Annotated in this window: 24 protein-coding genes; 12 read left to right on the plus strand and 12 right to left on the minus strand. The window is 70.8% G+C overall.

What is annotated here, in order from left to right; genetic code table 11:
- Positions 1 to 17: 17 nt before the first annotated feature.
- The gene (locus tag ABFX81_RS13290; RefSeq protein WP_086848580.1) at positions 18 to 224 is read left to right on the plus strand and encodes a hypothetical protein; all 207 of its coding nucleotides are present in this window, start codon (positions 18 to 20) and stop codon (positions 222 to 224) included.
- Positions 225 to 272: 48 nt separating this feature from the next.
- On the opposite strand, the gene ABFX81_RS13295 is transcribed toward ABFX81_RS13290, so the two are convergent.
- The 4 genes from ABFX81_RS13295 to ABFX81_RS13310 form a co-directional block, all read right to left on the minus strand.
- Positions 273 to 1,130 carry a GNAT family N-acetyltransferase gene (locus tag ABFX81_RS13295; RefSeq protein ID WP_346138094.1) on the minus strand — a complete coding sequence of 286 codons (858 nt, stop codon included), beginning with the start codon at positions 1,128 to 1,130 and terminating at the stop codon, positions 273 to 275.
- Positions 1,131 to 1,233: 103 nt separating this feature from the next.
- Positions 1,234 to 1,821 (minus strand): TetR family transcriptional regulator, encoded by a 588-nt coding sequence (locus tag ABFX81_RS13300; RefSeq protein WP_086848555.1) that lies wholly within the window; start codon positions 1,819 to 1,821, stop codon positions 1,234 to 1,236.
- A 26-nt stretch (positions 1,822 to 1,847) separates the two neighbouring features.
- Positions 1,848 to 2,852, minus strand: a complete 1,005-nt coding sequence (locus ABFX81_RS13305) for an aldo/keto reductase (RefSeq protein ID WP_086848553.1) — start codon at positions 2,850 to 2,852, stop codon at positions 1,848 to 1,850.
- A gap of 89 nt (positions 2,853 to 2,941) precedes the next feature.
- On the minus strand, positions 2,942 to 3,556 hold the full coding sequence (locus tag ABFX81_RS13310; protein ID WP_086848551.1) for a LysE family transporter: 615 nt from the start codon (positions 3,554 to 3,556) through the stop codon (positions 2,942 to 2,944).
- A 215-nt stretch (positions 3,557 to 3,771) separates the two neighbouring features.
- Here ABFX81_RS13310 and ABFX81_RS13315 point away from each other — a divergent pair, with 215 nt between their 5' ends.
- Positions 3,772 to 4,875 carry an endonuclease/exonuclease/phosphatase family protein gene (locus ABFX81_RS13315; protein WP_086848549.1) on the plus strand — a complete coding sequence of 368 codons (1,104 nt, stop codon included), beginning with the start codon at positions 3,772 to 3,774 and terminating at the stop codon, positions 4,873 to 4,875.
- A gap of 61 nt (positions 4,876 to 4,936) precedes the next feature.
- Here ABFX81_RS13315 and ABFX81_RS13320 read toward each other — a convergent pair whose 3' ends face one another.
- The gene (locus ABFX81_RS13320) at positions 4,937 to 6,319 is read right to left on the minus strand and encodes a glycine--tRNA ligase (RefSeq protein ID WP_086848547.1); all 1,383 of its coding nucleotides are present in this window, start codon (positions 6,317 to 6,319) and stop codon (positions 4,937 to 4,939) included.
- 183 nt (positions 6,320 to 6,502) lie between these two features.
- Between ABFX81_RS13320 and ABFX81_RS13325 the strand changes: the two genes are divergently transcribed.
- The 4 genes from ABFX81_RS13325 to ABFX81_RS13340 are packed head-to-tail and all read left to right on the plus strand — an operon-like array spanning position 6,503 to position 9,636.
- Positions 6,503 to 7,468, plus strand: coding sequence for a metal ABC transporter solute-binding protein, Zn/Mn family (locus ABFX81_RS13325; RefSeq protein ID WP_086848545.1), 966 nt, complete (start codon positions 6,503 to 6,505; stop codon positions 7,466 to 7,468).
- Positions 7,469 to 7,488: 20 nt separating this feature from the next.
- On the plus strand, positions 7,489 to 8,256 hold the full coding sequence (locus ABFX81_RS13330; protein WP_086848578.1) for an ATP-binding cassette domain-containing protein: 768 nt from the start codon (positions 7,489 to 7,491) through the stop codon (positions 8,254 to 8,256).
- Positions 8,256 to 9,158, plus strand: a complete 903-nt coding sequence (locus ABFX81_RS13335; RefSeq protein WP_086848543.1) for an iron chelate uptake ABC transporter family permease subunit — start codon at positions 8,256 to 8,258, stop codon at positions 9,156 to 9,158. The genes ABFX81_RS13330 and ABFX81_RS13335 overlap by 1 nt, the downstream gene beginning before the upstream one ends.
- A 58-nt stretch (positions 9,159 to 9,216) precedes the next feature.
- A complete protein-coding gene (locus ABFX81_RS13340; RefSeq protein ID WP_086848540.1) occupies positions 9,217 to 9,636 on the plus strand; it encodes a Fur family transcriptional regulator in 420 nt (139 codons plus the stop codon).
- A 125-nt stretch (positions 9,637 to 9,761) separates the two neighbouring features.
- Here the strand turns inward: ABFX81_RS13340 and ABFX81_RS13345 are convergent, their stop codons facing one another.
- From ABFX81_RS13345 to ABFX81_RS13360, 4 genes are read right to left on the minus strand one after another with little or no spacing between them, the layout of a single operon-like run.
- The gene (locus ABFX81_RS13345) at positions 9,762 to 10,592 is read right to left on the minus strand and encodes an isoprenyl transferase (protein WP_086848538.1); all 831 of its coding nucleotides are present in this window, start codon (positions 10,590 to 10,592) and stop codon (positions 9,762 to 9,764) included.
- 44 nt (positions 10,593 to 10,636) lie between these two features.
- Positions 10,637 to 11,383: a DNA repair protein RecO gene (gene recO / locus ABFX81_RS13350; RefSeq protein WP_086848535.1), complete on the minus strand. Its 747-nt coding sequence runs from the start codon at positions 11,381 to 11,383 to the stop codon at positions 10,637 to 10,639.
- Between the two features lie 26 nt (positions 11,384 to 11,409).
- On the minus strand, positions 11,410 to 11,625 hold the full coding sequence (locus ABFX81_RS13355) for a hypothetical protein (protein ID WP_086599578.1): 216 nt from the start codon (positions 11,623 to 11,625) through the stop codon (positions 11,410 to 11,412).
- Positions 11,622 to 11,828, minus strand: coding sequence for a hypothetical protein (locus tag ABFX81_RS13360; protein WP_086848533.1), 207 nt, complete (start codon positions 11,826 to 11,828; stop codon positions 11,622 to 11,624). The genes ABFX81_RS13355 and ABFX81_RS13360 overlap by 4 nt, the downstream gene beginning before the upstream one ends.
- 457 nt (positions 11,829 to 12,285) lie before the next feature.
- On the opposite strand from ABFX81_RS13360, the gene ABFX81_RS13365 reads away from it, so the two are divergent.
- Positions 12,286 to 12,519 carry a hypothetical protein gene (locus ABFX81_RS13365; protein ID WP_346138095.1) on the plus strand — a complete coding sequence of 78 codons (234 nt, stop codon included), beginning with the start codon at positions 12,286 to 12,288 and terminating at the stop codon, positions 12,517 to 12,519.
- A 45-nt stretch (positions 12,520 to 12,564) separates the two neighbouring features.
- On the opposite strand, the gene ABFX81_RS13370 is transcribed toward ABFX81_RS13365, so the two are convergent.
- Together ABFX81_RS13370 and ABFX81_RS13375 are read right to left on the minus strand one after the other, a co-directional pair.
- Positions 12,565 to 13,002 (minus strand): protein-tyrosine phosphatase family protein, encoded by a 438-nt coding sequence (locus ABFX81_RS13370; protein WP_346138096.1) that lies wholly within the window; start codon positions 13,000 to 13,002, stop codon positions 12,565 to 12,567.
- 41 nt (positions 13,003 to 13,043) lie between these two features.
- Complete coding sequence (locus tag ABFX81_RS13375; protein ID WP_346138097.1) at positions 13,044 to 13,757, minus strand: FadR/GntR family transcriptional regulator; 714 nt, start codon at positions 13,755 to 13,757, stop codon at positions 13,044 to 13,046.
- A 250-nt stretch (positions 13,758 to 14,007) separates the two neighbouring features.
- On the opposite strand from ABFX81_RS13375, the gene ABFX81_RS13380 reads away from it, so the two are divergent.
- From ABFX81_RS13380 to ABFX81_RS13400, 5 genes are read left to right on the plus strand one after another with little or no spacing between them, the layout of a single operon-like run.
- Complete coding sequence (locus ABFX81_RS13380; RefSeq protein ID WP_086839226.1) at positions 14,008 to 15,639, plus strand: ABC transporter substrate-binding protein; 1,632 nt, start codon at positions 14,008 to 14,010, stop codon at positions 15,637 to 15,639.
- 4 nt (positions 15,640 to 15,643) lie between these two features.
- Positions 15,644 to 16,606, plus strand: a complete 963-nt coding sequence (locus ABFX81_RS13385; RefSeq protein ID WP_086839228.1) for an ABC transporter permease subunit — start codon at positions 15,644 to 15,646, stop codon at positions 16,604 to 16,606.
- A gap of 8 nt (positions 16,607 to 16,614) precedes the next feature.
- A complete protein-coding gene (locus tag ABFX81_RS13390; protein WP_086839259.1) occupies positions 16,615 to 18,600 on the plus strand; it encodes an oligopeptide/dipeptide ABC transporter ATP-binding protein in 1,986 nt (661 codons plus the stop codon).
- Entirely contained in the window at positions 18,597 to 19,625 is a 1,029-nt protein-coding gene (locus ABFX81_RS13395; protein WP_086839230.1) for an oligopeptide/dipeptide ABC transporter ATP-binding protein, read from the plus strand. The genes ABFX81_RS13390 and ABFX81_RS13395 overlap by 4 nt, the downstream gene beginning before the upstream one ends.
- The gene (locus ABFX81_RS13400) at positions 19,622 to 20,554 is read left to right on the plus strand and encodes a dihydrodipicolinate synthase family protein (RefSeq protein WP_086839232.1); all 933 of its coding nucleotides are present in this window, start codon (positions 19,622 to 19,624) and stop codon (positions 20,552 to 20,554) included. Before ABFX81_RS13395 ends, ABFX81_RS13400 begins: the two co-directional genes overlap by 4 nt.
- On the opposite strand, the gene ABFX81_RS13405 is transcribed toward ABFX81_RS13400, so the two are convergent.
- The gene (locus ABFX81_RS13405) at positions 20,551 to 21,735 is read right to left on the minus strand and encodes an exo-alpha-sialidase (protein WP_086839234.1); all 1,185 of its coding nucleotides are present in this window, start codon (positions 21,733 to 21,735) and stop codon (positions 20,551 to 20,553) included. The two genes, ABFX81_RS13400 and ABFX81_RS13405, sit on opposite strands and share 4 nt — an antisense overlap.
- Positions 21,736 to 21,766: the final 31 nt, after the last annotated feature.

Below are 21,766 nucleotides of genomic sequence, written 5' to 3' on the forward strand. Positions count from 1 at the left end.
TGGACGCGGGAGGCGTCGTGGCGCACATCGACACCAGCAAGGTCAGCCGCTGGGACCAGCACGGCCGGGAGCACGTGGTGCGCGTTCGGCGCACGGGTGTCCAGCGCACGATCAGCTGCGACACCTGCGGCTGGCGCAGAGGCGCCCAGTTCCTGCCCTGGCTGAAGGCGGAGGAACACCTGGCGGAGGCCCATCAGGCGACAGTGGATCCGACGGCGGCCTGAACGCCTTGGCGATCAGGGGTCCGGCGTCCGCGGCTGACGAGACGGGACCTAGTAGAGGATCGAGGGCAGGTACGCCCCGTCGGGCTGGTTGTACAGGCCGATGGTCATCAGGCTCATCAGCTGAACGACCTTGAGGCCGTTGGACAGGCACCACCTCAGCAGCACACTGTCGCTCACGGGGACGAGGATGCCCGGCCCGGCGAACTGCGGGGCCGCCGCGATCAGGGCCTGGAGGTCCGGGGTGGTCTCACCGACGGCGTGCGCGAAGAAGGCCAGGTCGGTGGCGTACCCGGTGACGCGTCCCGCGCGCTCGACGACCCGGGCGGTGCCCTGTTTGAGCGCGTCGGCGACCTCTCCGCCCCGGTCGAAGCCGTGGACCTGCCGGCACACGTCGTTGCAGGCGCCGAGGTCCGCGTCCGTGGCCTCCCGCACCGTGTAGCCGGGCAGCGCACGCCCGATCGGCGGGCCCTGGACGCAGGCGACCGTGGCCCGGTGGACGAAGCCCAGGACGACGTACAGCGAGAACGATCTGTTGTGGTAGCCGGTCTGCAGCAGCCGGATGCCCGGCGCCCCGCGCTCGTCGGCCCGCTCCATCACGTCCCGCATCAGGCGGCGGCCCACGCCCGCGTTCTGCACGCCGGGGTCGACGGTGACGGGCCCGACCCCGACGACGGTCGAGCGTTCGTCGAGGAAGTTGCTGCCCACGATCCGCCCGTCGAGCTCGGCGACGACGCTGTAGAAACCGGGGTGCGTCAGGGCTCCCTCGATCACCGCGACACCCACGTCGGGGCTCGGGAAGTCAGGTGGGAACGCATGCTCCCCGGCGATGCCGGCGAAGGCCTCGTAGCAGATCCTTCCGCACTCCGCGGCGTCGTCCGCGGTGCCCGGGCGCAGTACGAGATCCATGATCGCCATCCCCTTCTTCGCGCCCCCGCGCGGCGACCCACCCCTCCCTTCCCATCCTGTGCCTCTGCTCGCCAGGGCGCATCCGGTGGATACGGCGATCCTTCTAGGGCCGCAGGCCTCGCACCAGCAGGTCGACGACCGAGGCGAAGTCGGCCTCGGCCCCCGGCTCTTCCCACTCCCGGGCGTAACCGGGGTCGTGGAAGCGCCCCGTCGCCTGGAAGACGGCGCGGGCCGTGGCCTGCGGGTCGGCGGCGGCGAAGTCGCCGGTCTCGACGCCGGCCTGGATGATGCGGGTGAGCTGGGACGTCAGGTCGGCGATGTGCTCACCGACCGCCGCGCCGTTCTCGCCCGTGAGGACCGTGTACGTGGCGAACAGCTCCGGGTCCCCGCCCGCCTTGCGGCGCTTCGCGGCGAACAGCGCGGCGAGCCAGTCCCGCAGCCGGGCCTCCGGGGCGCCGTCCCCCGCGGCGACGCCCGACAGCTCCCCGGAGGTGCGGTCCAGCCAGCGCTTGGTGACCGCCTCGCGCAGCGCCGCCTTGGTGCGGAAGTGGCGGTAGACGCTGCCGTGGCTGACGCCGAGCGCGCGGGCCACGTCCACCACGGTGGCCTTGGCCGGGCCGTGGCGGCGCAGCACCTCCTCGGTCGCCTCGAGGATGCGCTCGGCGGTCAGGATCTCGCTGGTCGGTGCCATGCCCCTGACCGTACCCGGAGCCCGGTTCAGCTCTCGAGGTGTGCCATTTGGGCCGCCGGGTAGCGGTCGCCCGCGGCGGCGCCGGGCGGTACGGCCTCCTCGATCGCGGCCAGGTCGGCCGCGGCCAGCGTCACGTCCAGCGCGCCCAGCGCCTCCGTGAGCCGGTCGCGGCGGCGGGCGCCGACCAGGGGCACGATGTCCTCACCGCGGGAGAGCGCCCAGGCGATGGCGATCTGCGCGACGCTGACGCCCTTCTGCTCGGCGATCTTCCGCAGCGCCTCGACGAGGTTCAGGTTGTGCCGGAGGTTGTCCCCCTGGAAGCGCGGCGACATCGCCCGGAAGTCGCCCGCGCCGAGCTGCCGGTCGGCGGTGAAGTGGCCCGAGATCAGGCCCCGGGAGAGCACGCCGTACGCCGTGATGCCGATGCCCAGCTCGCGCGTGGTGGGGAGGATCTCGTCCTCGATGCCGCGCGAGATGAGGGAGTACTCGATCTGGAGGTCGGAGATCGGCGCGGTGGCGGCGGCCCGGCGGATCGTGTCGGCGCCGACCTCGCTGAGGCCGATGTGCCGCACGTACCCCTTCTCGACCAGTTCCGCGATCGCGCCGACCGTCTCCTCGATCGGCACGTCGGGGTCGAGGCGGGCGATGCGGTAGACGTCGATGTGGTCGACGCCGAGCCGCTGGAGGGAGTACGCGGCGAAGTTCTTCACGGCGGCGGGCCGGCCGTCGTAGCCGGACCAGCCGCCGTCCGGGTCGCGCAGGGCGCCGAACTTCACACTGACCAGGGCCTGTTCACGCCGGGCGGCGGAGGCCGTGCGCAGGGCCTCCCCGATCAGCATCTCGTTGTGGCCCATGCCGTAGAAGTCGCCGGTGTCCAGCAGGGTGACGCCCGCGTCGAGCGCCGCGTGGATGGTCGCGACGGACTCGGCCCGGTCCGCCTCGCCGTACAGCGCGGACATGCCCATGCAGCCGAGGCCGAGGGCGGAGACCTGGGGGCCGGTGGTTCCGAGGGTTCGGGTTCGCATCGTCATGCCGTCCACTGTGCCATGACGGATGACAGATTTCAATATCTGTCATTCCATACTTGTCATCCGTCTCGGGTGCTGCGGCCCTGCCCTGGCTACCGCGCCGTGACCGCCAGCTTCGCGCCCAGCGCCACGAAGGACCCCGCGAACCCCCGCCGCAGCCAGGCCATCACCCGGGGCCGCCCGATCACATGGCTGCGCACCGACGCGGCCAGCACCCCGTAACCGGCGAACACCGCGAAGGTCGCCAGCATGAACACCCCGCCGAGCGCCGCCATGTGCACCACCGCGTGCGGCTCACCGGGGCTCACGAACTGCGGCAGGAACGCGAAGAAGAAGATCGTCAGCTTCGGATTGAGGATGTTGATCAGCACACCCCGCACGATCACCCGCCGCGCGGACACCGGCGCCGCCCGCTCCTCCTGCACCACGAGCGCCTCCTTGTCCCGCACCGTCGCCCACGCCATGTACAGGAGGTAGGCGACCCCGGCGTACTTCAGCACCTGGAAGGCGGTGGCGCTGGCGTGCAGCAGGGCGGCGGCCCCGGTGACCGTGGCCAGCAGATGCGGCACGATCCCGAGCGTGCACCCGACGGCCGCGACGATGCTCGCGCGCCGGCCCCGGGAGAGCGCGGCCGCGAGGGTGTAGACGACTCCGGTGCCCGGCGTGGCGACGACGACGAGAGTGGTCAGCAGAAAGGCGATGCTCATGCGCTCACCCTGGCGCCGCGCCGCTCGCGGAAACAGGGCCAATCGGCAGCAGCGCTGAAGGACCAATCAGGGCCTGCCACAGAAGCGCTCAGGCGCCCCACCGGTCGACATCCCTCCCATCCCGCTCCGAGAATGGAAGAGCCGGCGAGCAGTCTCCCCGGCGGCGCCTGCCCACCGGCCGCGCGGAACTCCTGCGCCGCCCGAGGGAGCGCGCCATGACGATCCGTATCGCCACCTTCAACACGGAGAACCTCTTCCGCCGCCCCAAGGTCTTCCGCCTCCCCGGCGACAAGCAGCGCCGGGAGATCCTGAGCGACTACTCCAAGCTGATCTCCCTCCTGGAGAAGAAGACCTACGACGACAAGACCAAGGAGCGCATCGCCGAGCTCCTCAAGAAGCACCGGGTACACGACTCGCGCAAGGACAGGCCGTTCTTCGTCAACGAGACCCGCGGCCAGGGCACGCTGTTCAAGACGAGGGGCAGCGGCGAGCACGTCACCTTCGAGATCGTCGCCAAGGGCCGCTCGGGGTGGACCGGCTGGGTGGAGCTGGTCCGTGACGACCTCGACTGGGAGTCCGTGCACAACACGGGCCGGGTGATCGCCGAGGTCGACGCCGACATCCTGCTCGCGGTGGAGGTGGAGGACCGCACGACCCTGCGCCGCTTCAACGAGCAGGTGCTGGGCGGCGATCTGAAGAAGACCCCGTACCCCTACGACATGGTGATCGACGGCAACGACCCGCGCGGCATCGACGTGGGGATCCTCAGCCGCCACCCGATCACGTCCGTGCGGTCCCACGTCTTCGACCCCGACCCGGACCGCCCGGGCGAGTACCTCTTCAGCCGGGACTGCCCCGAGTACGAGATCCAGATCGGCGGCACCCCGCTGTGGCTGCTCGGCAATCACCTGAAGAGCCAGAGCGGCGACGACCCGGAACTGCGCATCGCCCAGGCCCGGCGCGTGGCGTCGATCTACCAGAGCGCCCTGGAGCGTTCCCCGTACGTCGTGGTCGCCGGGGACCTCAACGACGAACCGTCCAGCGAGGCGATCCGGGCCCTGCTGGGCACCGGTCTGCGGGACGTGATGAGCCACCCCGAGTACCGGGGCGCCCCGGGCACCCACGGCACGGGCACCTCCGAGAACCAGAAGCTCGACTACCTGATGCTGCCGCCGCCGCTGTGGGACCAGGTGCAGCACGTCGAGGTCGAACGGCGCGGCATCTGGGCGCCGTCCACGATCAAGTCCTTCGACACCGTCACCTCGAAGTGGAACCGCGCCTCGGACCACGCGGCCGTCTACGCGGACCTGGACCTCTGAACGCGGCGGTGCCGGGCCCTTTCGAAGAGGGACCCGGCACCGGCGTACGTACGAGAGGCGATCAGCAGCCGACCAGGCGGGCCGCCAGGTAGCCCTCGATCTGGTCGAGGGAGACGCGCTCCTGCTTCATCGAGTCACGCTCGCGGACGGTGACCGCGTTGTCCTCCAGGGTGTCGAAGTCGACGGTCACGCAGAACGGCGTGCCGATCTCGTCCTGGCGGCGGTAGCGGCGGCCGATGGCGCCGGCGTCGTCGAACTCGATGTTCCAGTGCTGGCGCAGGGCCTGGGCGAGGCCCTTGGCCTTCGGGGACAGCTCCGGGTTCCGGGACAGCGGCAGCACCGCGACCTTCACCGGGGACAGGCGCGGGTCGAGGCGCAGCACCGTGCGCTTCTCCATCTTGCCCTTGGCGTTGGGCGCCTCGTCCTCGATGTAGGCGTCCAGGAGGAACGCCAGCATCGCGCGGCCGACACCGGCCGCGGGCTCGATGACGTACGGGGTCCAGCGCTCGCCGGCCTCCTGGTCGAAGTAGGTGAGGTCCTGGCCGGAGGCCTTGGAGTGGGCGCCGAGGTCGTAGTCGGTGCGGTTGGCCACACCTTCCAGCTCGCCCCACTCACTGCCGCCGAACTGGAAGCGGTACTCGATGTCGGCGGTGCGCTTGGAGTAGTGGGAGAGCTTCTCCTTCGGGTGCTCGTACCACCGCATGTTCTCCTCGCGCAGGCCGAGACCGGTGTACCAGTTCCAGCGCTGCTCCATCCAGTACTCCTGCCACTTCTCGTCCTCGCCCGGCTTGACGAAGAACTCCATCTCCATCTGCTCGAACTCGCGGGTGCGGAAGATGAAGTTGCCGGGCGTGATCTCGTTGCGGAAGGACTTGCCCATCTGGGCGATGCCGAACGGCGGCTTGCGGCGCGAGGTGGTCTGCACCTGGGAGAAGTTGGTGAAGATGCCCTGGGCGGTCTCGGGCCGCAGGTAGGCGACGGAGCCGGAGTCCTGGGTCGGGCCGAGGTGGGTGGACAGCAGGCCCGAGAACTGCTTGGGCTCGGTGAACTGGCCCTTGTTGCCGCAGTTGGGGCAGTTGACGTCGGCCAGGCCGTTCTCCGGCAGGCGCTTGTGCTTGGCCTCGTAGGCCTCCTCCAGGTGGTCCGCGCGGAACCGCTTGTGGCAGGAGGTGCACTCGGTCAGCGGGTCCGTGAAGGTGGCGACGTGGCCGGAGGCGACCCAGACCTCGGGGGCCAGGATCACGGACGAGTCGATACCGACGACGTCCTCGCGCGACGTCACCATGTAGCGCCACCACTGGCGCTTGAGGTTCTCCTTGAGCTCGACACCCAGGGGGCCGTAGTCCCAAGCGGCGCGCTGACCGCCGTAGATCTCACTACAGGGGAATACGAAGCCACGGCGCTTGCTCAGGCTGACGATGGTGTCGATCTTGTCGGCGGCCACGGTGCTCTCTTCATTACGACGACGGGCGACGAAGCGAGTTGCTTCCAGCGAATGCTTCAGGTTACCGGCGGGGGCGCCCCCTCAATCAAATCGCTCCCCCCTCCGCGACCGCCAGACCCCCTCCCCGGATCCGCTCAGCTGGTTTGTTGACAACGGTTTCCATATTTGTTGAAAATGAGTGTCATGAACGTACGACGACGCCTCATATCCGCCACCGCGGTCACCGCGGCCACCGCTCTCGGCCTCGGTGCTCTCTCCGCCTGCTCCAGCGACAGCGCGGCGACGGGCAACTCGGACAAGTTCGACGTCGTCGCGTCGTTCTACCCGATGGCCTTCCTCGCCGAGCAGATCGGCGGCGACCACGCGAACGTCACCAGCCTGACCGAGCCCGGCCAGGAGCCGCACGACCTGGAGATCAGCACCAAGCAGCGGGCGCAGCTGGAAGAGGCCGACGCGGCGCTCTACCTCAAGGGCCTCCAGCCCGCCGTCGACGAGGCCGTCTCACAGACCGGCATCAAGACGAAGATCGACGCGGCCGGCCTGACCACCCTCGAGGACCACGGCAGCACCGAGCACGAGCACGAGGGCGAGGGCGAGGAGGCGGGGAACGCCGAGGAGGAAGAGCACGCCCGCGACCCGCACGTCTGGCTGGACCCGGTGAAGTACGCCGAGGTCGCCGAGGGCGTGGGCAAGGCCTTCGAGAAGGCCGACCCCGACCACGCGGCCGACTACAAGAAGAACACCGCGGCCCTGGTCAAGAAGCTGAACGGGCTCAACGGCGACTTCGAGAACGGCCTGAAGAACACGAAGACCAAGGTCTTCTTCACCAACCACGCCGCCTTCGGCTACCTCGCCGAGCGCTACGGCCTCACCCAGGAGGCCATCTCCGGCCTCGACCCCGAGAGCGAGCCCAGCGCCGCCCGGGTCAGGGAGCTCCAGCAGGAGGCCAAGGCCGACGGCGTCACCACCGTCTTCTACGAGACACTGGTCTCCGACAAGACCGCGAAGACCCTCGCCAAGGACGCGAAGCTCAAGACGGACGTCCTCGACCCGCTCGAGGGCATCACCGACAAGTCCCGCGGCGACGACTACTTCCAGGTCATGGAAGCCAACCTCAAGGCCCTTCAGGCGGCCCTGGGAGCCAAGTGATCGACCCATCGGAGGACGGCATGAACGAGCCCGTCATATCCCTGCGCGGCGTCCGCGCGGACCTGGGCTCGCGCCCCGTCCTGCGCGGCATCGACCTCACCGTGCACCACGGTGAGGTCGTCGCGCTGCTCGGCGCGAACGGCTCCGGCAAGTCCACGGCCGTGCGCAGCATCATCGGCCAGGTGCAGACCGGCGCCGGCGAGATCGAGCTGTTCGGCACGGACCGCAGGCGGTTCCGCGACTGGCACCGCGTGGGCTACGTCCCGCAGCGCACCACGGCCGCGGGCGGGGTGCCCGCCACGGTGACCGAGGTGGTCTCCTCGGGCCGCCTGTCCCGGGCCCGCTTCGGCGTGCTGCGCAAGACGGACCACGCGGCCGTGCGCGCGGCCCTGGAGCTCGTCGGCATGGCGGACCGGGCCAAGGACTCGGTCAACGCCCTCTCGGGCGGCCAGCACCAGCGCGTCCTGATCGCCCGCGCGCTCGCCTCCGAGCCGGAACTGCTGATCATGGACGAGCCGATGGCCGGTGTCGACCTGGCCAGCCAGGAGGTCCTCGCGCACACGCTGCGCGAGCAGGTCTCCCAGGGCACGACCGTGCTGCTCGTGCTGCACGAACTGGGCCCCCTGGAGCCCCTCATCGACCGGGCGGTCGTCCTGCGCGACGGCTGCGTCGTACACGACGGCCCGCCCCCCAAGGCGGTCGGGCAGCACGCCCTGCCCGGCCACGACCACGTACACCCGCACGCACCCGCGGGCCACGAACCGATCCGCACGGGACTGCTGAGCTGATGGAGATCCTCGACTACGCCTTCATGCAGCGGGCGCTGCTCGCCGCCGTCCTGGTCGGCATCACGGCCCCCGCGGTGGGCATCTACCTGGTCCAGCGCCGCCAGGCCCTGATGGGCGACGGCATCGGCCACGTGGCGATGACCGGCGTCGGCCTCGGCTTCCTCCTGACCTGGTCCCCGGTGTGGATGGCGACCCTCGTCTCCGTCATCGGCGCGGTCCTCATGGAGCTGATCCGCTGGTACGGCAGGACCCGCGGCGACATCGCCCTCGCGATGCTGTTCTACGGCGGCATGGCAGGCGGTGTGATGTTCATCAACCTCGCGCCGACGGGCTCCAACGCCAACCTGACGTCGTACCTCTTCGGCTCCCTGTCGACGGTGTCCGAGTCGGACGTCACGGCGATCTGCATTCTGGCCGCCTTCGTCGTCCTGGTCACCCTCGGCCTGCGCCGGCAGCTGTTCGCGGTCAGCCAGGACGAGGAGTTCGCGCGGGTGACGGGCCTGCCGGTGCGCGCCCTGAACCTGCTGACGGCGATCACCGCGGCCGTCACGGTGACGGTGGCGATGCGCGTGGTCGGCCTGCTCCTGGTCAGCGCGCTGATGGTGGTGCCCGTCGCGGCCGCCCAGCAGATCGGCCGCAGCTTCGCCGCGACCTTCGTGATCGCCGTGGCCATCGGCGTGAGCGTGACGATCGGCGGCACCGTCACGTCGTACTACCAGGACGTCCCGCCCGGCGCGACGATCGTGCTGCTGACCATCGGCGCCTTCGTCGTGCTGACGGCGCTCGCGACTCCGCTGGCCCGCCGCCGCGCCCGCGCCCGGACGGCCGCGGATCCCGCCCACGACCCTGCCGAGTGCGCGATTCCGGGCACCCGGAAGACAACCGACGAAGTCGGCGTCTGACCGCCCCCACCCCGGGCTGGCACAATGGCCCGGGCAAGGCAGACGTGAGGAGGCAACGGTGACGACCGCTGGACCGTCCGTGAAGGGCCGCGCCACCAGGCAGCGTGCCGCCGTGGCGGCGGCCCTGGACGAGGTCGACGAGTTCCGCAGCGCGCAGGAACTCCACGACATGCTCAAGCACAAAGGCGACTCGGTCGGGCTCACCACGGTCTACCGCACCCTGCAGTCCCTCGCCGACGCCGGTGAGGTCGACGTCCTGCGCACCGCTGACGGCGAGTCCGTCTACCGCCGGTGCTCCACCGACGACCATCACCACCACCTGGTGTGCCGCGGCTGCGGCAAGGCCGTCGAGGTGGAGGGCCCGGCCGTGGAGAAGTGGGCGGAGGCCATCGCCGCCGAGCACGGCTTCGTGAACGTGGCCCACACGGTGGAGATCTTCGGCACGTGCGCCGACTGCGCGGCTGCCTCCGGCGGCTGAGCCGCTGTTCGCCGTGAGGGTGAGACCCGGTTCACGGGTGCGGGTCCATGGTGGCCGGTCGCGCAGTTCCCCGCGCCCCTGAGGGAACTGCGCCACCCGTGCCTGTGAAGCGCTGCTCTGCGGGACTACTCCTGCCTGCCCTCCATGGCCAGCAGCTCCTCGTTCGGGATGGCCCCGCCGAACCGCCGGTCCCGCGAGGCGAACTCCAGGCACGCCCGCCACAGGTCGCGGCGGTCGAAGTCCGGCCAGAGCACGTCCTGGAAGACCATCTCGGCGTACGCGCTCTGCCAGAGCAGGTAGTTCGAGGTGCGCTGCTCACCGCTCGGGCGCAGGAACAGGTCCACGTCCGGCATGTCCGGGTAGTACATGTACTTCGCGAAGGTCTTCTCGTTGACCTTCGACGGGTCGAGCTTCCCGGCCTTCACATCGGCCGCCAGCGCCTGCGCCGCGTCGGCGATCTCGGCGCGCCCGCCGTAGTTCATGCAGAAGTACAGCGTGAGCTTGTCGTTGCCCTTGGTCTGTTCCTGGGCGATCTGGAGCTCCTTGGCGACCGAGCGCCACAGCTTGGGCATACGGCCCACCCAGCGCACCCGGATGCCCAGCTCGTCCAGCTGGTCGCGGGTCTTGCGGATGAAGTCCCGGTTGAAGTTCATCAGGAAGCGCACCTCGTCCGGCGACCGCTTCCAGTTCTCGGTGGAGAAGGCGTACAGGGAGATGGCGCCCACGCCCATCTCGATGGCGCCCTGGAGCACGTCGAGCACCCGCTCGGCGCCGACCTTGTGGCCCTCGGTGCGCGGCAGGCCCCGCTCCTTCGCCCAGCGCCCGTTGCCGTCCATGACGATCGCCACATGCTGTGGTACGAGCTCTCCGAGCTTCGGCGGCCGTGCGCCGGACGGGTGCGGCTCCGGCGTCCTGTACTCCCGGCGCTGCCGCCCCAGGATCCCGCGTACGGCCATGTGTCTCTCGCTCCTCGTGCTTGCTTGCTTACTTCTGTACGGGCCTACTTCTCCACGTAGCGCAGGGAGCGCAGCCCGCGCTCCATGTGCCAGTGCAGATACGCGGACACCAGCCCGCTGCCCTCCCGGACGTACCGCGACTCGCAGGCGTCCGCGGTCTCCCAGTCTCCCGTAAGCAGCGCGCCGAGGAGTTCCAGGGCCTGGGGCGAGGGTACGACGCTGCCCGGTACCCGGCAGTCCCCGCAGACGGAACCGCCCGACGCGACCGAGAAGAACCGGTTGGGCCCGGGCATGCCGCACTTCGCGCAGTCGGTGAAGCTCGGGGCGTACCCGTTGACGGCGAGGGACCGCAGCAGGAACGCGTCCAGCACGAGGTGCGGCGCGTGCTCCCCGCGGGCGAGGGTCCGCAGCCCGCCGACGAGCAGCAGGTACTGCTGCACGGCCGGCTCGCCCTCGTGGTCGGTGAACCGCTCGGCGGTCTCGAGCATCACGGTCCCCGCGGTGTACCGCGCGTAGTCGCTGACGATCCCGCTCCCGTACGGGGCGATGGTCTCGCTCTGCGTGCACAGCGGCAGCCCGCGCCCGACCAGCTCGCTCCCCTTGGCGAAGAACTGCACGTCGACGTGGGAGAAGGGTTCGAGGCGCGCACCGAACTTCGACTTCGTCCGGCGCACGCCCCTGGCCACCGCCCGTACGCGTCCGTGACCCCGGGTGAGCAGCGTGATGATCCGGTCCGCCTCACCCAGCTTCTGGGTGCGCAGCACGATGCCGTCGTCGCGGAACAGACTCATGCCGTCATTCTCGCAGGGTCAGCGCGTCAAGGGACCTCGCCCCTGCTGCGGGCGTTGGCGTACGCCGTCGCCGCGCGCAGCCGCTCGGCCGGGGTGGCGTGCCGGACGGCACCGGGGTCGGCGTCCCACTCCTTCCCGCCCCCGTACGGCCTCAGCTGCACGTAGGGCCCCTCATGCCCCATGACGATGCCGATGCGGCCGCTGCGGGTGTCCACGACATACGCGCCGACCGGGGGCTTCATCGCGGCACCGCCGCGAGCCGCCGGGCGGTCCGAACGGAACACCGGCCCAATTCCACGAGCGGACAGGGTGCTTCCCGCGCAAGACTTACCGGGTCCAGCCCCAATGACGGCAGGGTAATTCCGGCCTTGGCGAGTTCTGTCCGCAATTCTTTCACCGCATCCTCCGCTTCTTCGACGCAGAGCGCCGAGTGTCGTGCCTCCACCGTGCTCCCCCTCCTTTCGGAGTTTCACTCTTCGCATCCCCGCGGTGACGCTCCGCGCCTACACTCGGGAGGGGTCTGTGCCTTACAACTGCGGCGCGGCACCAAGGGGTTCGGCAATGGCCAACGGTTCTCGGCATGCGGCGAGGGGTATTTTCCAAGCGCTGGGCAGGTAACCGATTGTGATAAGCGGCCGCTGACATAATCCGGCCGTGGATACGGGTACGGGATGTTCCGAGGCCTGCGTTCGGCGGTCCTCCGCGCTGTGTTGACCCGGACCGACGCCGACGGTGAACAAGTACGCCGGAACGTCCTCCAGGGCAGCCCGGCCCGCCGCCTCTACGAACGCCAACTGTGGGACGGGCCCCCGCGCCCTCTCGCGCAACACCCTCGGAGAGGCGTTCCGGCTGCGCACGCACGAGAAGCTGCTGGTCCCGGAAGCGCCCGCCTGAACGAACTGATGCGTGGAATCCTGGCGGAACTGCGCCTCGGCTTCCATGTGATGGGCGCTCCGCGGGAGTTCCACGAGTCCTACCCGGCCCGCAGCCGGGACATCCTCGCCGCCCTCAGGGCCGGCGCCACCGAGAAGGCGGAGCCCCTGCTCGCCGACCATCTCAACGACGCCGAGCAGGAACTCGTCCGGACCTGCTCCGAGCGCATCACGGCCGAAGCCGGCCAGGGCGGGGCCGAGTAAGAGCCTTTCCGTAGAACACGAGCGCTCGGAGCACCGCCAGGGGGCTCACGTCTCGCCGAAACTCCGTACGTACCGCCGCTGCCAGGGCGTTTCCACCGCATGCCGGTCGTAGTGCCGCCGCACGTACGCCACCGCCTCCTCCCCCGGCACCCCGTCCAGCACCGCCAGGCAGGCCAGCGCCGTGCCCGTGCGGCCGCGTCCTCCGCCGCAGGCGATCTCCACGCGCTCCCCGGCGGCCCGTTCCCAGGCGTCGGCCAGCACCCCGCGGGCGGCTGCCCGGTCCGACGGGAGGCGGAAATCGGGCCAGCGGAGCCAGCCGGACTCCCAGGGGACCTCGGGAGGCTGCTTGCCGAGCAGGTAGAGGCCGTAGGAGGGGGTGGGCGCGGCGGGGTCCAGGGGGTGGCGGAGGCCTCGCCCCCGTACCAACCGACCGGAAGGCAGTCGCAGGACTCCGGCGCCACTCTCACTCCACAGCTCGGTCATGCCCCTCATCATGCTCCGCGCCCGCTCGCCCGGGAGCGGAATCACCCCACCCCCCGCGACTCCTCCGCCGCCCGCGCCTCGATCCCCCGGAAGTGCACTGCCATCGCCCGCTGCGCGCCCTCGACGTCGCGGGCGCGCAGGGCCGTGACGATGTCGCGGTGGCGGCGGACCGTGATCTCGGGTGACGGGTCGTCGGTCCAGCCGCGGGCGCCGGAGACCCGGCGGAAGACCGTCCAGAACGCGCCGAGGAGCTGCGGGACCAGCGCGTTGCCGAGGGAGGCGTACAGGATCTCGTGGAACTCGCGGTCGAGTTCGGGGAAGGAGCGGCCCGTGCCGCCCGCGAACTCCATGCACCTCACCACGCCCTCCAGCCTGTCCAGTTCCGCCTCGGTGACGGTCGCGGCGACCCGGCGGATCAGGCCCTCCTCCAGTACTTCCCGGACCTGGAGGATCTCGGCGAGGGCGCCGGTGTCGTCGTCGTGCCGGGCCAGGGTGCGGAAGGTCAGGCCGTCGACGAGGGGGGTGAGGGAGGCCTGGCCGACGTAGGTGCCGTAGCCGTGTCTGATCTCGACGATGTCGAGGGCCTGGAGGGCTTTGAGTGCCTCGCGGACGGAGTTGCGGCTGACGCCGAGGTCCTCCATGAGTTCGGCTTCGGTGGGCAGCGGCGCGCCGGCGGTGAGTCTGCGGTCGAGGATGAGCTGCACGACCTGGCGTTGTATCCGGCTGGTCCTGGGCTCCTCGGACATGCGCCGCATCGTACGCGCCCCGGACGTCCCACGTCCCACCTCTGGCGGTACCCGGTGCCGGACCTGCCCTGATAGACCGTCAACTCGCCTCATTTCACAGCGCCATTGGTCCGACCTCTGGCAGATACGCCATTCGTGTGCCATCCCTTGACCGCCTCCACGGCCCCTCCTATGGTCGCGCTGACCGCAGGACGTAGGACGTCGTATCTCCTCTGCTCGCCCCCTCGCTTCCTTTCCAGACCTCTCGCTGGAGGACCCCGTGCGCGACGTGACCCACGACGTGCCGGCGCCGCACCGCCGGACGTTCCTGAAGTACACCGGCGCGCTGGGCGCGGCCGCCGCCGTCTCCGCGTCGCTGTCGGCGTGTTCGTCCGGGCCGGAGTCCACCAACGACACCGGTGGGGGCGGCAGCGGGGCGAACCGGACGCTGACCGCGGTGATCGGCTACGGCAACGACGGAAGCTGGGATCCCACCCAGACGGCGTCCGCGTTCTGCATGGCCGCCAACAACCACATCTACGAGGGCCTGCTCGACACCGACCCGATCTCCCGTGAGCCGTACGCGGCCCTGGCGACCGAGGTGCCGAAGGACACAGACGGCACGTCCTGGAAGTTCACGCTGCGGGCGGGCGCGAAGTTCCACGACGGCAAGCCCGTCACCGCCGACGACGTGGTCTTCGTCTTCGAGCGGATCCTCGACCCGGACACCCAGACCCTCGCCAAGGGCTTCTTCGCGAGCTGGCTGAAGGAGGTCCGGAAGATCGACGGGCGGACCGTGGAGCTGGTGCTCAAGTTCCCGTTCCCGGACGGGCTTTCACGGCTGACCCTCGCCAAGATCATGCCGAAGCACGTGTTCTCCGAGCCGGGCGCCTGGGACGACGCCATCAAGGGCAAGGCGATCGGCTCGGGACCGTACCGGCAGACCGCGCACCACCCGAAGTCGAACACGACCTTCGAGGCGTTCGACGGCTACAACGGCCCGCGCAAGCCGGCCTTCCGGAAGATGAACTGGCTGACGATCGTGGACGCGGCACCCCGCGTCGCGAAGATCTCGGGGTCGAGCGCGGGCGCGCAGATCGCGGACAACATCCCCTACGCCAACATCGCGCAGCTCGAGAGCAGCGGGCTGACCGTCGCCGGCGGGGCCGGGATGAACAACCTGTTCCTGATGTTCAACACCCGGCACAAGCCCTTCGACGACGTGCGCGTACGCCAGGCCCTGCACTACGCCATCGACACCGAGAAGATGGTGGAGGTCGCGCTCAAGGGCCACGGGAAGCCGTCGAGTTCCTTCCTCGACGAGAGCAACCCGTCCTACCGCCGGGCGAAGACCGTGTACGACTACGACCCGGACAAGGCGAAGGCGCTGCTGAAGGAGGCCGGGGTCAAGGGGCTGAGCATCGACATCCTCGCGGTGAACGTGAGCTGGATCGTCGACTGCCTGCCGACCGTCAAGGCGTCCTGGGACGCGATCGGTGTGAAGACGACCCTGTCCCCGCAGGAGACCACGGCCGTGTTCACGAAGATGGACCAGAAGCAGGACTACCAGGTCGTCGCCGCCGCCTCGAACCCCAACCAGTTCGGCCTCGACGCCGACCTGATCATGCACTACAACTACGGGCCCGAGAACCTGTGGATGCAGTACACGCGGTGGGCGGGCGACCCCGTCGCCAAGGCTCTCTTCAGGGACATGGACCGGGCCACCCGGGAGCCGGATCCCGAGAAGAAGAAGGTGATGGTCCAGGACTACATCGACGTCGTCGCCGAACAGGCTGTTCTCTACCCGGTCGTCCACAACGAGCTGATGACGGCCTGGGACCCGAAGCGGCTCAGCGGCATAAGGGCGCAGCCGTACCCGGGCATCAACCTGCTCCAGGCCAAGTGGGCCTAGCGGCATGACGGCAGTCCTGCGGATCCTGCTCCGCCGCGTCGCCCTGCTCGTGCCGCTGATGCTCGGCATCGTGCTGTTCGTGTTCCTGGTGATGCGGTTCTCGGACGTCGACCCGGCGTCCGCGTTCTTCCAGGGCGCCAACCCGACTCCGGAGCAACTGCACGACTTCCGCGAGGAACACGGCCTGCTCGACCCGCTGCCCGTGCGCTACGCCGGCTTCGTCGCCGACCTGCTGCACGGCGACATGGGCACCAGCGCGCTGACCCGGGCGCCGGTGATCGACCAGGTCACCACCGCACTGCCGCTCACCCTCCAGCTCACCTTCCTGGGCCTGGGCGTCGCGGTCGTGCTGTCCCTCGTGGGCGGGGTGACCGCGGCGATCTACCGGGACCGGCTGCCCGACCAGATCATCCGGGTCGTGTCGCTGACCGGTGTCGCGGCGCCCGGCTTCTGGCTGGCGCTGCTGATGATCCAGTACCTGGCGGTCGACCTGGGCTGGTTCCCGACCGGCGGCTACATCAACCCGGCCGACTCCTTCACCGGCTGGCTGAAGACCATGGCGCTCCCCGCCCTCGCCCTCTCCCTTCCGGTGGCGGCACAGCTGACCCGGATCGTGCGGACGGCCGTGGTGGAGGAGCTGGACAAGGACTACGTACGGACGGCGATCGGGAGCGGGCTGCCGCCGCGCGTGGTCGTGGGGCGGAACGTGCTGCGGAACGCGCTCATCAACCCCCTCACCGTGCTCGGGCTGCGCGTCGGCTATCTGCTGGGCGGCGCGGTCGTCATCGAGACGATCTTCTCGCTGCCCGGCATGGGCAAGCTGATGATCGACGCGGTGAAGAACGGCGATCCGGCCGTCGTCCAGGGCGTCGTCCTGACCACGGCGGCCGGGTTCGTCGTCGTGAACCTCGTCATCGACGTCCTCTACCTGCTGGTCAACCCGCGACTGAGGGATGCGACCACGTGATGACCCGCATGATGACCCGCAAGAGCCTCACCGAGGCGCTGTCCCGGCCCGGCCTCCGGCTGCGCGGCTGGCGCCGGCTGCCGTTGCTGTCGAAGGCCGCCCTCTGCTTCCTGGCGGTCGTCGTGCTGCTGGCGCTGCTCGCCCCGCTGCTCGCCCCGCACGACCCGCTCGACCAGCAGCCGCCCGTCGACGGCACCGGGCATCCGTCCGCCGGGCACTGGATGGGCCAGGACAGCCTCGGCCGGGACATCCTCAGCCGGCTGATGTACGGGGCGCGCTGGTCGCTCGCGATCGGGCTCGGCGCCACCGGCCTGGCGCTGGTGGCCGGGGCGCTGCTCGGAGCCGTCGCGGCGACTTCCCGCAAGGCCGTCGACGAGACGCTCATGCGCTGCCTGGACGTCGTCATGGCGTTCCCGGGCATCGCGCTCGCCGCCGTGCTGGTGGCGGTGTTCGGTGGTGGCATCACGGTGCTGATCTGCGCGATCGCGTTCCTGTTCACGCCGCCGGTGGCGCGGGTCGTCCGGGCGAACGTCCTCGACCAGTACGGCGAGGACTACGTGACGGCGGAACGGGTGATCGGTGCCCGGACCCCGCACATCGTGCTGAAGCACGTGGCGATCAACTGCGCCGCGCCCGTGCTGGTGTTCTGCACGGTGCAGGTCGCCGAGGCGATCGTCTTCGAGGCGTCGCTGTCCTTCATCGGAGCGGGCGTACGGCCGCCCGACCCGTCCTGGGGCAGTGTCATCTCGGACGGCAAGAACATGGTGCTGACCGGCGGCTGGTGGGCGACGGTCTTCCCCGGGCTGCTGATGCTGGTCACGGTGCTGTCGCTGAACATCCTGTCCGAGGGGGTGTCCGACGCGTGGGCGGCCCCGTCGGCGCGGGAGGTGGACGTCCCCGACGGCCTCGACGAGCACGACCGGCTCCAGGCGCCGGAGCCCGGCAGCGGGGAGGTCGTGCGGCTGCCCGGCCTGACGGAGGCGGCCCGGCGGCTGCGGGCCCGGGCCCGTCAGCTGCCCCGGGACGGACAGCCGGTGCTGGCGGTGGAGAACCTCACCATCGGCTTCGACCAGCGGCACGGCGGCGTGGACATCGTGGACGGCATCAGCTTCGAGGTGCATCCCGGCGAAGTGCTGGGCCTGGTCGGCGAGTCGGGCTGCGGCAAGTCACTGACCGCGCTGGCGGTCATGGGCCTCCAGCCGAAGGGAGCGCGCGTCGGCGGCCAGGTCCGGTTCGGCCAGCGCGACCTGCTCGCCGAACCGATGCGCGTACGCCGCAAGCTCCTCGGCCACGAGATGGCGATGATCTACCAGGACGCCCTGTCGTCGCTGAACCCGGCGATGACGATCCGCGCGCAGCTCAAGCAGGTCGTGCGGCGGGGCGGGCGGCGCGGTCCCACCGAGCTGCTGACGATGGTCGGCCTCGACCCCGGGCGCACCCTGCGCAGCTATCCGCACGAACTGTCCGGCGGGCAGCGGCAGCGCGTCCTGATCGCCATGGCCCTGTCCCGCGGCCCGAAGCTGATCGTCGCCGACGAGCCGACCACCGCCCTCGACGTGACCGTGCAGGCCCAGGTCATAGAGCTGCTGCTGCGACTGCGCGAGGAGCTCGGCTTCGCGCTGATCCTCGTCTCCCACGACCTGGCGCTGGTCGCGGACGTCACCGACCGGGTGGCGGTGATGTACGGCGGGCAGATCGTCGAGATCGGCGTGACCGCCGACCTGGTGGAGGCCCCGGCCCACCACTACACGCGCGGTCTGCTCGGCAGCGTGCTGTCGCTGGAGTCGGCGCAGGAGCGGATGACGCAGATCAAGGGGGTCGTGCCCTCCCCCGCCGACTTCCCGGCCGGGTGCCGGTTCGCCGACCGGTGTCCGCGGGCGAGCGGGATCTGCCGGACGACGGCCCCGCTCCTGACCGGTACACCGGCGCACACGGCGGCCTGCCACCACCCGGCCATAGAGCTGGCGACGACCGAGAGCGAGGCGGTGTCATGAATACACGGCCCGCGCTCGTGGAGCTGTCCGACGCGCATGTGGTGCACAAGGCCCGCAGCGGCGGCCTGTTCACCCGCGACCGGGTGTACGCCCTGACCGGCGCCGACCTGGCGATCGCGCCCGGCGAGACCATCGGCGTCGTGGGCGAGTCGGGCTGCGGGAAGTCGACGCTGGCGAAGGTGCTGGTCGGGGTGGAGCGGCCGACACGCGGGACCGTGTCGTTCCGGGGCCGCGACCTGTGGGCGATGCCGCCCGCCGAACGCCGCCGGGCCGTCGGCGGCAGCACCGGCATGATCTTCCAGGACCCGTCGACGGCCCTGAACCGCCGCCTGACCGTACGGCAGATCCTGCGGGACCCGCTGGACGTGCACGACCGGGGCACGAGGCAGCAACGCGACGATCGAGTCAGGGAGTTGATGTCCCTGGTCGGCCTCCCCCGGGCACTCGCCGACGCCCTGCCGGGCCAGCTGTCGGGCGGGCAGCGCCAGCGCGTCGCCATTGCCCGGGCGCTGGCGCTGGACCCGGACCTGGTCGTGGCGGACGAGCCGACCAGTGCCCTGGACGTGTCGGTCCGCGCCCAGATCCTCAATCTGCTGCTGGACCTGAAGGAACGTCTGGGCCTGGCCCTGGTGTTCGTCTCGCACGACATCCAGACCGTACGGCGGATGAGCGACCGTGTGATCACCATGTACCTGGGCCGGATCGTCGAGGAGTCCCCGGCCGCCCTGGTCACCGACCGGGCCCGGCACCCGTACACCCGGGCCCTGTTCTCCGCCACGCCCGGCCTGCTCGACCCGATCGAGCCGATCCCGCTGGCCGGTCCGGTCCCGTCGGCGACGCGCCCGCCGAGCGGCTGCCCGTTCCGCACGCGCTGCTGGAAGGCGGACGGGACGTGCGCGGGGGTGATGCCGGACTTCTCGGCCGCGTCGGCCCCCGCGCACCGCTTCCGCTGCCACCATCCTGTCCAGGAGGACGAGTCGACCCGCGACCTCGTCCGCCGGAGCGACCCGATGGAGGCCCCATGACGATCACCTCGCTGACCGGTGTCATCCCGCCCGTCTGCACGCCCCTGACACCGGACCGCGAGGTGGACGTCCCCTCGCTGCTCAGGCTCGTCGACCACCTGGTGGCCGGCGGGGTGCACGGCCTGTTCGTGCTCGGCTCGACGTCGGAGGCGGCGTATCTGACGGACGCGCAGCGCAGGCTGGTCGTCGAGTCGGTCGCGGCCCACGTGGGCGGGCAGCTCCCGGTGCTCGCCGGGGCGATCGACATGACGACGGCCCGGGTCCTCGGCCATGTCGCGGCGGTGTCGGCGGCGGGCGCGGACGCGGTGGTCGTCACCGCCCCGTTCTACGCCCGGACCCACCCGGCGGAGATCGCCCGCCACTACCGCGCGGTCGCGGGGGCGAGCCCGGTGCCGGTGGTCGCCTACGACATTCCCGTCGCCGTCCACACGAAGCTGCCCGCGGACGTGGTGCTGGAGCTGGCCGCCGACGGTGTCCTGGCCGCGCTCAAGGACTCCAGCGGCGACCTGGCCGCCTTCCGCCAGGTCGTGACCGGGGCCAGGGCCCACCAGGGCATCACCGGCTTCAGCGTGCTGACCGGCTCCGAGCTGATCGTCGACGCGGCGCTCGCCGTCGGCGCGGACGGCACGGTGCCCGGCCTCGGCAATGTCGACCCGCACGGCTACGCCCGCCTGGACCGGTTGTGCCGCGCCGGTGAGTGGAAGGAGGCCCGTGCCGAACAGGAGCGGCTGTGCGCCCTGTTCGGCATGGTCACCGTCGGCGACCCGGCCCGCATGGGCCCCGGCTCCTCGGCGATCGGCGCCTTCAAGGCCGCGCTGCACCTGCGGGGCGTGATCGACTGCCCGGCCACGGCGGAGCCGCAGGTGCCGTTGTCGCAGGCCGAGGTGGAGCGGGTCGGTAAGTACCTGGCGACGGCGGGGCTGCTCTAGAGCCCGTCGGCCGGGAGGCGCCGGAACTCGATCGTCTCGTAGGCCCCTTGTGCGCCCGTCTCGTAGAGGATCCCCACCGTCTTCCGGCCGAGCGGCACCAGGTCCGAGTAGGCCGCGGGCCGCCGGGAGAGCGTCAGCGCCTTGGTGAAGGTGGCGCCGCCGTCCGTGCTGCGCCAGACGGCCATCGCCCGGCGGGCGGTGGGGACGGACGGGCCGGAGAACAGCAACGGGCCGCGGCGGCCGGGGAGTTGCAGGACGCTGCCCTGGACGACCGGGACCTCGTTCAGGGTGGGCTGCACGGTGTACGGGCGGTCGAGAGACCGGCCGCCGTCCGGCGAGTGGCTGTCGAGGCGATTGCCCGGGCTCGTGCCGTGCTGGTCCCGGGCGTTGAAGTACACCCGGCCATCCGGCAGTTGGGCGGCGGTGGACTCGTTGGCGTTGTGGGTCCCCTCGTACGAGTCGTCGACAAAGCCCGGCCGCCAGGTCCGGCCGCCGTCGTCGCTCAGCAGCGCGTGGGCGCCGTAGTAGCGGGGCTCCTGGCCGGTGTCCTGGGAGCCGGACGGCGGGGACGCCGAGTGGTTGGCGGGGACGACGAGGCGGCCCGCGTAAGGGCCCCGGGTGAGGGCGATGGCGTGGCCGGGACCGGTCGCGTACCAGCGCCAGGACGGGTCCTTCACCTGCGCGGTGATCTCACGGGGCGGGGTGAAGTGCCGGCCGTCGTCCCGGCTGCGCTGCACGAACACTCGTCGGCTCTGCTCGGGGGTGACCTCGCCGCGCATGATCCGGGCCTCCGTCACCTCGCCGCTGTTGTAGGAGGTGAGGAGCACGATCGCGCCGGTGCGCGGGTCGACGACGGGTGCCGGGTTGCCCCGGGTGTCGCCGTCCCCGGCCGCGACGACGGTGAGCGGGCCCCAGGTGCAGCCGCCGTCCGCCGATCGCCGCAGGACGACGTCGATGTCGCCGGTGTCGCCCGCGCCGCCGCGTCTGCCCTCGGCGAAGGCGAGGACGGTGCCTTTGCCCGTCGTGACGGTGGCCGGGATGCGGTACGTGTCGTAGCCGCCCTCGCCCGAGACGTAGGGGACCGAGGACGTGCAGCCGGGGGTGGCCGAGGCGTGGGTCGTGGCGGTGAGGGGCGTGCACAGGACGGCGGTGACGAGGAGTGTGCGTCTGAGGAGTGTCATCCCTCTCCTGACGGAGCGTGACGGAGCATCG

The sequence above is a fragment of the Streptomyces coeruleofuscus genome, from assembly GCF_039532725.1.
GTDB classification, from domain to species: domain Bacteria; phylum Actinomycetota; class Actinomycetes; order Streptomycetales; family Streptomycetaceae; genus Streptomyces; species Streptomyces coeruleofuscus.